Raw genomic sequence first — 11191 nt, forward strand, 5'->3', positions numbered from 1 at the left:
ATAATGGAAATGAGTAAATCTCGAAGACGGATGAATGAAATCATTCGTTATGGATTATTGATTGGTGTGGGGATTATCTTGATTTATCCGTTGTTTTGGATGATTGGTTCTGCGTTTAAAGAGAACCGGGACATTTTTGGTAGCTTGAGTATTTTCCCGCCAAGTGACCGTGTGGTTACAACGAATTTTTCCGATGCTTGGCAGTTGACGCGAGACCATTCTATCTGGTTTTTCTTTGGGAATACACTGAAATTTTTGATTCCAAAAACGATTTTTACAGTTTTATCTTGTGTGATTACCGCCTATGTGATTGCACGAAAATCGTTTAAAGGGAAAAAATTTGTCTTTGGTGCCGTGATCGTTACATTATTGATGCCAGAACTGGCTTTTCGCATTCCACTGTATCTGTTGTACCGTGAGGTGGGACTTTTGGATAGTTTTGCCAGCCTTTATGTAGCGGATATTTTTGCTAGTTCTTCGTTTTTTGTATTTATGATCATTCAATTTATGCGAACAATTCCTAGAGAGTTAGATGAAGCGGCAGTGATGGACGGGTGTAATGAATTTCAGATTTTGTTCAAAATCATCATTCCCGTAATCAAACCAATTCTGATTACCGTTGCCTTGCTAAGCTTTATGTGGGGCATGAATGATTTCCAAGGACCATTGATTTATTTGAATAGTTCAGATAAAACGGTTCTATCAGTAGCATTGAAACAATTATTAGACGGTGAAGCAATGGTCTCCTATGGGAGAGTATTCGCTGCTTCTTGTTTGGGGCTGTTGCCTATGATCGCAATTTTCTTTATGGGATCACGGTACTTTATTGATGGCGTTGCTTCTACAGGAAGTAAAGAGTAGTCATATGTTGATCAGAAGAATTCTCGCACAAATCGTTGATTTTGTTTTAGGGATTTTAACCATATTTCTTATCTTTGTAGGAGGAATTCCGCTAATCGGTCGGGTCATCAATAATGACTTTGTTGCTGTTTTGACTGCGATTTGTTTGATGTGTGTTATGTATTTTGCACTGCAATATCCATTCATGCAAAATCAGCAGACGATTGGAAAAGCATTCTTTCAGCTGCAGATCGTTTCAACAGATAAATATCGCAAAAATGTTCCAGTGGCAGTCATTTTTCAACGAGAGATTTTATGCAAACTAGCCAGCTGTTTCTTCATTTGCCTGCCGCTACTGTTTGGCAAAGAAGGAGGGCATGAGGCATCTACACATACAAAGTTAAGAATTGGTAAAGGAGAAAATAGTTGGAAGAAATAAGACAATTTTTGGATCAAGTAATCGCACATTCTTCGCCAGAAGCACCTATTTGGAATCAAGAGGCTCGATTAGCCAATCATCCAATCCGTTGGAGTTATATCGATGGCTGCATGATTCTGGCGATCCAATACATGTTTAATGCAACACAAGACGAGAATTATCTTGCGTTTGTTGAAACCTTTATTGATCACTACATTGATGAGGCAGGGAATCCATTGGGGTACGATGAAAAAGAATATAACTGTGACGCAATCAATGAAGGAAAACTATTGTTTCAGTTATATGCAATCACTAAGAAAAGCAAATACCGCAAGGCTCTAGATAATCTGTATCGGCAAGTTTTGTTGCAACCGCGCACTAAGGAAGGAAGCATGTGGCATAAGCTGGTCTACCCGCAACAAGTTTGGCTAGATGGTTTATACATGGTTCAACCATTTGCGATCCAATACCAACTAACGTTTGGCAACTCCGCAGATGTTAGTGATGTGATTGGGCAATTCAAAAATGTCATGGAGTCAATGAAAGATCCGCGAACAGGATTGCTGTATCACGGATACGACTGTACGAGAACTGCATTTTGGGCGCATCCAAAGACAGGTTGTAGCGCAAACTTTTGGACTCGTTCTCTTGGATGGTATGCTATGGCATTAGTTGACACACTTGAAGTTTTACTGTCCCATGAAGGCTATCTCCAAGAAAAGCAGCAGTTGCAGCGCTATGTAACAGAACTTGTAGGTGCAGTAATGGCTTATCAAGATCCAAAAACGAGTCTCTTTTTTCAAGTAACAGATAGACCAGACGGTGAAGACAATTATTTAGAGACGAGTGGATCTGCTGCTTTGAGTTATGTGATGCTAAAAGCCAGTCGATTAGCTATTCTTCCTTCACAATATAAAATAATCGGCGAGACGATCCTACGCGCTCTTGTAAAGCACAAATTGGTTATTAAAAACGGAGAATTTACATTGAAAGATATCTGTTTAGTTGCTGGCTTAGGGGGGATGCCTGGAAAAGGCAACTACAAAATCAGAGATGGCTCCTATGAGTATTATATTTCAGAGCCAGTTGTCAACGATGATGCTAAAGGCATCGGTCCGTTCGTTTATGCTTACAGTGAATGGTTGCAACTGCAGAACCAATAAAGACAGTGATTCTTATCATTTTCGTAAGCGCAAACAAACCATTTGGTCTCCTTCGCAGAGTAAGATACAATGAAATGGTAGGCAACTTCCTTCAATGAAAAGGCAAGTGCTGAAAGATAGACCGATTTCACGCGTACACAAAATAAGGAGGCTTTCAAATGGATAAAAGAAACCTGACGATTATTGGCAGTTACGACACTCGGGCTGAAGCATTGACAGCAATTGATCAATTGCGAAACGAAGGGTACAACAAAGACGACATTGTTTTGTTTGCGAATGCAACGATCATCGAGCAGTTTGGCTTAGATACGTTAAGTAGTGCAGAAGTAGAAGCGACTGGAGGATCAGATGATGATCGTTCAATGTGGGAAAAAATCAAAGATGCTTTCTCATTTGGCGACTATGACCATCGGACGATTGATGATGAGAGTGATCCTTTATTTGCCTATCGTGACGACCTTGAGCAGGATCGTTTAGTGGTAGGAGTCTACGATTATCACGCAACCGATCGAATCGAAGAAACAGATACAGCGATCATTGATCAGCCTGTTACAGGTGAGACAGCAATGCCTGATGAATCGGTTCATCCGACCCCTCGAATGGGAGATAGTGATATCGAAACACCAATTAATGACCCAAATCACTTGCGTAATTTATAAAAAAGATCCCATCCAGTAAATGGTCGGCTTATAATCAAAGAAATAGCAGCCCTGCAATGGCTGTTATTTCTTTGTATTTCAGATGTTAAGCTTGTAAAATACGGGACAATTGCTGCAACGAATTCTTAATTTGTTGCTCGTTTCTTTTTTTTGTATAATAGATGGAGAAAACCATTTCTTCAAAAAAATGCACGGTACTTCATATAAAGAGAAGGTGAGGGATAGCAATGAAGTTGAAATTTAATTTGCAGTCAGCACTCGTTAGTTGTTTTGTCACGATTATGTTGAGTATGGCAATTGATCAAGACGTAAATGCTTTTGTTGCGGCCCCGTTCCAGCGCAATTCTTCGGAGCCATCTTCTGAAGCACCAGTGCAGGTTGCCGAAACAAGTACGTCTGAAACGGAAACAACCAGTGAAACTTTTTATGAAGCACGGGTCAGTTCCTACTCCGAAACAACTGCACAGACCAGTGGAACAAAATCAAATGAAGATTCATCGGCCATTCCGTCTACAGAATCAGAAAGTATAGCTGACAGTAGTGAAGCAGTAGTGAAGGAGACAGATACAGCATCTAGCACTTCCAATAATGGATCAGCAAATTCTGATACTACGACTAGTACATCCGAAACGACGAGCTCCTCTAGCAGCAGCTCAAGTACGAGTAGTTCAACCTCTTCATCTAGCAGTTCAAGCAGTACAGGCACAACTACTTCTGACGAAAGTGAAGAGAGCACAGAAGCTGGTGATACACCGATTGATAGTAATGATCCGGCCAATGCTGCGGATGGATCAGAACCATTAAAACTTCTTTTAGAAGAACCATTTGATGCCTTTTTTAGATAAGCGCTTCGGCTAAGATAGTCAGAGTTTTAAACCAGCGAATCCCTTACGACTATTCATCTATTTGCTGAAGTATTGAGTGATTATTTTGTGCAATAAAAAAGCATCTTTTTCAAGCATATCACAAAGTAATTTCATTAAATTCGCTTATAATGAGGTGAAAAGGGGGCGCGCTATGGGCAAATATTTTAAAAACTTTGAAAAGCTGATCAGTGCTGTTGTCGATATTATGTTAGCAATTTTAGTTGTATTGGTATTGGTTGTGATGGCAGAAGCAATTTATAAAATCGTTACTTATGTCATTCCTTTGACAAAAGTCAGTGATCTATCCTTTTTGATTGAAGAGATTGCTACACTATTTATTTTACTTGAAATCATTTTGATGTTATTGCGGTATGTAAAAGAAGGACATCATATTCCTGTTCGTTATCTGATTCTAATCAGTATCACGGCGATTTTACGTGAGTTATTGTTGGCACAAGGAAAAGGACTGGAGACGTTGTTTTTGGCGCTGGCGATTTTAGTGCTGATTTTTGTTTTACAAGCATTAGAGAAGTTGAAATCTTTTCATAGCTCCAAAGATATCTGAAAAATAAATCAGAAAGTTACTTAGAAATCAAAAATAATCCTATCAGTAAACTGAATGTCTCAGTTATTGATAGGATTATTTTTTGCGAACAAACTAGCACTTTCTGCTTGTAGTTGCTTCCCAATATCCGTTTGCCGTACAGTGATTCGTTTGGTTTGGCGGAGGATGATTTTCTTTTGCGTCATTAGATCCTTCCGCTCCTTGATTGCTGTCTGACGATCTGTAAATGGTTGGTGAGCAGCAAGTGTCATCCCAAAAGAATTAGATAGCAGCGTGTAACCGGCGATACCGGTAACTTCCTGATAGGAGCGGGATAAGCCACCGTCAATTACCAGTAGGTGCCCATTGGCTTTGATTGGCGTCTCTCCTTTTTTCACTTTTACTGGTGTGTGGCCGTTAATGATGTGTCCTGTCGAGTCTAATCCAAACGCAGCGAATAAGCGACGGCAAAATACTTCTTTTTCTCTTAGGGTATAGTAGGCGTTTTTTTCTTCAATATGCGTGTGTTTATTACTGATGAAATAGCGCTCGAAGGTTTTCATGGATTTTTTACCGAAAAGAGAAGACCCTTCTCCGCACCAGAGATACCAAAGGACATCGGTCGCCAGATCGTCGGTCCTTTCTGGTGTTGCGAAACTCTGTTTTACACATTCTTGAAAGAAATCCATCAATGCTTTGCCCTGATAAGAGGTTTTTCCAAAGGACACTGAAAGGAAGCGACCATCAGGATGACAGGGGATGCAACCGTGGTACAGTAGATTGCCATTATAAATTTGATAGATCGTGCCTTTTTCTACTAGAAAACGTACATGGGTTGCTAACCTTTCGGAGGATTGAAATTGTTTGAGAAGATCCTCCAGTACTTTTTGCTCTTCATCAGTCAAAAGATAGGGTGCTTCGGGATCAACCAATTGAAAGCAAGCATGGATCAGAGGCTCAAAGTGATCCTCTAGCTGAATCTGCAAATCCTTTGTGATTTTACCCAATAGCAAACGATCCGCTAATTGAAATTCGGGGCGTCGTTTGATCACAGCGGCCTCTACCTTGAATTGAATGATTGCAAAGGCTTGCTGGAGGAGCATTGCGTCGTGAATTTCCTCTTCGGAAAGATCATCAACAGTTTTCTTAGGATAAAACCCCTTATTTTCTTGATAATGTTTACGACTAAATGCTATGGCTTTAGAGAGGTCGATGCCATAGCCTTCTTTCAACAATGCTAAATTTCCATACCGTGCAGCGATCCGTATGGTACTTGCCAAACAAGGGAAAGAACCGCAGTAACTCCCGATCCACAAAATATCATGGTTCCCTAATTGGATATCCAAAGAAGGAAGCGCCATGAGCCGGTCGATGATTTTATCAGGTGCGGGTCCCCGGTCATAAATATCCCCAATAACATGTAGGTGATCAACGACAAAACGCTGAATCAAAAATGCTAGCTGTTCACAAAATAGAGGCGCTAAGGATAAGTCGATGATCTTATCAAAAATCGCTTTATAATAGGCTTCTTTGTTGAAGTCCGAGTCATATTGATACAGCAATTCTTCTAAAATATAAGCAAATTGTTTTGGTAAAGCTTTTCGAACTTTGGACCGCGTATATTTGCTGGAAGTAAAACGAGCCACTTTGACCAGTTGAGTCATTAATTGGATCCAATCCTCATGCGGATAGTCTTTTTCTTGCAATACTTCTTTTGGATAGTAAATCAAAAAACATAGCTCGGTCTTCTCAGCAGCTGTCAGTGAGTATTGAAACAATGTTTCGACTTTTTCCCGAATGCTGCCTGAACCATTGCGCAAGATATGATCAAAAGCTTCATATTCACCGTGCAGATCACTGACAAAGTGTTCGGTTGCTTTAGGTAACTGCTGGATCGCCTCTAAATTGATAATCTCAATGAAATCATTTAATTGATCTTCAGTGTGCATAGGCATTATTTTTGTAAAATTCTTCGATCAACATCGAACTTTCTTCGATCGACCGTTTGCTGACATCGATTACATTGATTCCTAGCTGTTGGAATAATTGATTCGCATAGGCTAGTTCATCATCGATCCGGCTTGGTTCTGTATAGTTAGTAGTTTCTTTCAACCCTAATGAAGCCAGTCGAGAACGGCGTATTTCGACGAGTGAGTCAGAATTTGTAGTGAGCCCGATCATTTTTTTGGGATCGATTTGATTGATCTCTTTGGGTAAAGCGACCTCAGGTATTAAAGGCAGATTAGCCACTTTGTAACCACGATTAGCCATATATAGACTTAACGGTGTCTTGGAAGTACGGGAAACACCGAGCAATACGATGTCAGCATCGAGAAAACCACGAGGATCCTTGCCGTCATCATACTTCACTGCAAACTCCATTGCAGCAACACGACTGAAGTATTCTTGATTTAAACGATGGATTGCGCCAGGTTCCTGAACTGCTTGTAGCCCGACGGTTGCTTCGATTACTGAGATCAATGGCGTCATGAAATCGACATGTTGAAGACCGGTGCGTTTAGCAAAGGCTTCGACAAATTTCACTAAATCTTTGTTAACAAGCGTCGTCACAACAATCGATTTATCCAGTAAAGCATCTTGTAAGATTTCCAATAAGCTCTCTTCATCATTTGTAAAAGGATACAGTTGAATATCGGATAGATCGATCGTAGGAAATTGTGCGGAAACGGCACTAATCAATTTTTGTGCTGTTTCACCAACGGAATCTGAAATCAAATATAGTCGAACATTCTTCATTTTTTTCGCTCCTTAGAATTGATTGTTTTCGATCGCATTGCCTGCTTGGATATAGTAGTTCATAATTTTAGACTTGGTTATTTTACCAATGACTTTTTTTGGATTCTCAGCATCAACAACAGGGAGTGTATCTATTTCATGCCTAGCTAATAAGGTACCTGCAGTCAAAATAGTTTGGTCGGCAGTAATCGTGACGATATTCGGCATTCGCGTCATGATCATTGCCACCGGTGTTTTTTCTGCTGCTGAATTGCTGATAGCGAAGCGCAGAAGGTCTTTGCGGGATAGAACACCAATTAGTTCCTCTTCTGCATTTTTCACATAAAGAGACCCGACATCATACATGAATAGGGTTGTCACAGCATCATATACCGAAACGAATTGCTCAATCATTAACGGTGGGATCATAATCTCTGCTACTTTTGCATGGTATAGCTTATCAAACAACAGCGGTTCTACGGTCTGTCCGGTATAAAAATAACCGACCTTGGGCCGGGCATCGAGTAATCCAGTCATTGTCAGGATAGAGAGATCATTGCGCAAAGTAGCACGGCTGAATCCTAGTTTTTTTGCGATGGTTTCACCACTGATAGGTTGATTGTCTTTTACGATTTCAATGATTTTAAGTTGTCGCTTTGTCAATTCCAATGTGTCACCTTCTTTAAATAAATGTGATATGCTATTTATTATATATTTTCCGCGTGGAAAATGCAATAAAGGATTTTGGCGCGAATTTTTCTTAAAAATTTCTTCTTGACGAATCAATGATGTACGCTATATACTTCGTTTTAAGTTTAATAGTATATCACATTAGGAAGGCGGAAAAAAATGAAGAATATCGTTTGGTTCTCAGAAGGTACGAAAGATCAAAAAGAGCTATTAGGAGGGAAAGGAGCAAATTTAGCTGAAATGACCAGTATCGGGTTGCCTGTTCCTGCGGGATTTATTGTTACAACAGATGTTTGCCGACAATTTTTAGAAAACCAGCAACTTACACAGCCGTTGGTAGAAGAAATTATTCGAGCAGTAGCTACATTGGAAGAACGAACCCACAAGTCTTTTGGCGGAAACCAGCAGCCATTACTGGTTTCTGTTCGCAGTGGGGCAAAGTATTCCATGCCGGGGATGATGGATACGATTCTCAACTTGGGGTTAACTGATCAAACGGTACAGGCGCTGGCAGCGAATACAAAGAATCCTACATTTGCCTATGATTGCTACCGTCGCCTTATCCAAATGTATGGGGATGTTGTTAAAGGGATCGATAAGAGTCATTTTGAATCCTATTTAACGACCTATAAACATAAAAAGGGATATCCTTCTGACCAATCAATGGTCGCTCCAGACTGGCAAGAGATTTGCGAGGTTTTCAAAAGTATTTATATGGAACATACGCAAGAACGATTCCCTCAAGATCCGCTGGAACAATTATTATCAGCCGTTCAAGCTGTGTTTCGTTCGTGGAATAATCCCCGGGCTATCACTTACCGTAAAATCCACAAAATTGCTCATGATCTAGGAACAGCCGTGACTGTTCAGGAAATGGTTTTTGGCAATAGTGGTGCTGCAAGTGGAACTGGCGTTGCTTTTACTCGCGATCCGACGACAGGACACAGAGGATTATTTGGTGAATTTCTCGCTTGTGCACAAGGAGAAGATGTTGTCGCGGGGGTTCGTACGCCAAGACCGATTAGTGATTTAGCCAAAACACAACCAGAAATCCACGCGCAGTTTTCGGCGATTGCCGAGTTACTGGAAAATCATTACAAAGATATGCAAGATATCGAATTTACCATTGAAGAAGGGCGATTATTTGTTTTACAGACTCGTAATGGGAAGCGGACGGCCAAAGCAGCTGTACAGATTGCTATCGATCTAGTTTCTGAAGGAAAGATCACGAAGAAAACAGCACTGCATCGGTTGACACCAGACATGCTGGATCAGTTGCTGCATCCTATCTTTTCTCCGGAATCCCTTGCGAAAGCTTCTCCTCTTGGTCAAGGATTGCCTGCTAGTCCCGGTGCAGCGGTAGGTCGTGTTTACTTTTCGGCAGAAGCAGCGGTTAGTGCACACCAAGCGGGAGAAAAAGTCATATTATTGCGACAAGAGACTTCACCGGAAGACATTGACGGGATGGTCGTTAGTGAAGCCATCGTGACTTCTCGAGGCGGCATGACTTCTCATGCGGCAGTCGTTGCCCGAGGACTAGGAGTATGTTGTGTGGCAGGTTGTGATCAGTTAGCTGTCGATTCATTTTTGAAACAAGCTCGATGTGGTGAAGTAATCATTCAAGAAGGAGACTATCTATCAGTGGATGGGACGACAGGCAATCTGTATCAAGGGGCGCTATCACTGGTTGCCTCGCAAGATTTTGGTTTGCTGCAGACGATTTTAGACTGGTCTAAAGAGAGAGCAGACTTAGTGGTACGTGCAAATGCGGAAACTATCGAAGAAATCAAGACAGCAGCTTCTTTTGGAGCAGCAGGTATCGGGCTAGCGCGAACGGAGCATATGTTTTTTGGTGAAGCTCGAATCTGGCCGATGCGGCAAGTGATTTTAGCTGAAACGACCGAAGAAAAACAAGTAGCTTTGTCTCAGCTGAAAACGTTTCAGTTAAATGACTTCAAGGAGTTATTACTGCAGACAAAAGAACAGAAATGCGTCATTCGTTTGTTGGATCCGCCGTTGCATGAATTTTTACCGCGACCACAAGAATATGAAGAAATGGCCAAGCGCAGCGGCTATTCTCTAGAAAAAATCAAGCAACGAATCCATGATCTACAAGAAGTAAATCCGATGATGGGGCATCGAGGAAGCCGTCTAGGAATTACTTATCCTGAGATTTATGAGATGCAGACAGCTGCAATTATCGAAGCGGCACTACAAGCTTCTGATGCAGGAAGTGTTGTTTATCCTGAGATTATGCTGCCTTTGATCAGTATTCCGGAAGAAATGCGCGTTTTGAGAGAACGTCTTGAAACGTACATTCGGCAAATTTTTGCCCACTATCAGAAAGAAGTACCTTTCAAGATTGGGATGATGCTAGAAACACCAAGAGCATGTTTATTAACAAAAGAATTAGCTCCGCTAGCTGATTTTTTCAGTTTTGGGACCAATGACCTGACGCAAATGACTTTTGGATTTTCACGGGACGATGCTGCTGGTTTTATTCAACGCTATTTAGATAAAGGAATCCTGTCTGAGGATCCGTATCAACATCTTGATAAATCGGGAGTAGGACAACTAATGGAACAAGCGGTGGCTTCGATTCGCCAGCAAACGAAGGGAAAAGCAATTGGTGTTTGCGGTGAAGTAGGCGGTGATCCACAATCTATTGCATTCTTGCGGGCTATTGGTGTTGATTATGTTTCATGCTCTCCATATCGGATTCCAGCGGCATGGTTAGCAATTGCTCAGTCTGCATCATAATTGCTTATACTCTGACCATCTATATTGCTACTTGAGTGGAGTCTGCAATGAAGTTGTTAACATGCGGTCATTACCAACGAATTGTCTGTTTTTCTAAACTGTTAATTTATGAATAGCTCGAACATTCTCAAGTAATTTGATCTTCAGTATACCGGTTTTCTAAAAGAGTCTATTACTATCGTTCTAAAAGCCCACCTTTGGCTGTTGAAAAAATATATCGTTGTTTTTTGATTCTATGGAAATTCTTATTGTGCTCGTTTAACTAAACCATGCGGTATCACCGTATGGTTTTTTAGTTGATTCTACAAGGTTTTTAGCTATTGTTTTGAGTGGTTTCTCCTACAGGACGATTTCGGTTCAGTGTTATTTGTATGGTGGAAAAGCAATGGCTGCATTTTCTACTAATGAACGCTCTTAATAGTTCGGTGAAATGACCGATTATCCTTACTGAGGGTCGTCTTCAGACGAGTCTTCATTGGATAGTGTGAAATTGTAAATGAAGGAGTGGCACATTT

Annotated in this window: 10 protein-coding genes; 7 read left to right on the forward strand and 3 right to left on the reverse strand. The window is 40.9% G+C overall.

Annotated features, from left to right (window positions below):
* Window positions 1-3 precede the first annotated feature (3 nt).
* From EGX73_RS05995 to EGX73_RS06020, 6 genes are all read left to right on the forward strand, one after another.
* The gene (locus EGX73_RS05995; protein ID WP_003129018.1) at window positions 4-861 is read left to right on the forward strand and encodes a carbohydrate ABC transporter permease; all 858 of its coding nucleotides are present in this window, start codon (window positions 4-6) and stop codon (window positions 859-861) included.
* Between the two features lie 4 nt (window positions 862-865).
* A complete protein-coding gene (locus tag EGX73_RS06000) occupies window positions 866-1279 on the forward strand; it encodes an RDD family protein (protein ID WP_021148958.1) in 414 nt (137 codons plus the stop codon).
* A complete protein-coding gene (locus tag EGX73_RS06005; protein ID WP_003129021.1) occupies window positions 1267-2421 on the forward strand; it encodes a glycoside hydrolase family 105 protein in 1155 nt (384 codons plus the stop codon). Before EGX73_RS06000 ends, EGX73_RS06005 begins: the two co-directional genes overlap by 13 nt.
* A gap of 158 nt (window positions 2422-2579) precedes the next feature.
* The gene (locus EGX73_RS06010) at window positions 2580-3080 is read left to right on the forward strand and encodes a general stress protein (protein ID WP_003129022.1); all 501 of its coding nucleotides are present in this window, start codon (window positions 2580-2582) and stop codon (window positions 3078-3080) included.
* Between the two features lie 227 nt (window positions 3081-3307).
* Window positions 3308-3925 (forward strand): hypothetical protein, encoded by a 618-nt coding sequence (locus tag EGX73_RS06015; protein WP_003129023.1) that lies wholly within the window; start codon window positions 3308-3310, stop codon window positions 3923-3925.
* 172 nt (window positions 3926-4097) lie between these two features.
* Window positions 4098-4511 carry a phosphate-starvation-inducible PsiE family protein gene (locus tag EGX73_RS06020; protein WP_005473005.1) on the forward strand — a complete coding sequence of 138 codons (414 nt, stop codon included), beginning with the start codon at window positions 4098-4100 and terminating at the stop codon, window positions 4509-4511.
* A gap of 59 nt (window positions 4512-4570) precedes the next feature.
* Here EGX73_RS06020 and EGX73_RS06025 read toward each other — a convergent pair whose 3' ends face one another.
* From EGX73_RS06025 to EGX73_RS06035, 3 genes are read right to left on the reverse strand one after another with little or no spacing between them, the layout of a single operon-like run.
* On the reverse strand, window positions 4571-6445 hold the full coding sequence (locus EGX73_RS06025; RefSeq protein WP_123866819.1) for a fructose-1,6-bisphosphatase: 1875 nt from the start codon (window positions 6443-6445) through the stop codon (window positions 4571-4573).
* Window positions 6429-7247 carry a pyruvate, water dikinase regulatory protein gene (locus tag EGX73_RS06030; protein WP_003129026.1) on the reverse strand — a complete coding sequence of 273 codons (819 nt, stop codon included), beginning with the start codon at window positions 7245-7247 and terminating at the stop codon, window positions 6429-6431. Before EGX73_RS06030 ends, EGX73_RS06025 begins: the two co-directional genes overlap by 17 nt.
* Before the next feature lie 12 nt (window positions 7248-7259).
* Window positions 7260-7895: a helix-turn-helix transcriptional regulator gene (locus tag EGX73_RS06035; RefSeq protein WP_123866820.1), complete on the reverse strand. Its 636-nt coding sequence runs from the start codon at window positions 7893-7895 to the stop codon at window positions 7260-7262.
* Window positions 7896-8075: 180 nt separating this feature from the next.
* Between EGX73_RS06035 and ppdK the strand changes: the two genes are divergently transcribed.
* The gene (gene ppdK, locus EGX73_RS06040) at window positions 8076-10676 is read left to right on the forward strand and encodes a pyruvate, phosphate dikinase (RefSeq protein WP_123866821.1); all 2601 of its coding nucleotides are present in this window, start codon (window positions 8076-8078) and stop codon (window positions 10674-10676) included.
* Window positions 10677-11191 lie beyond the last annotated feature (515 nt).

Source organism: Enterococcus sp. FDAARGOS_553 (assembly GCF_003812305.1).
Classification (GTDB): domain Bacteria; phylum Bacillota; class Bacilli; order Lactobacillales; family Enterococcaceae; genus Enterococcus_D; species Enterococcus_D gallinarum.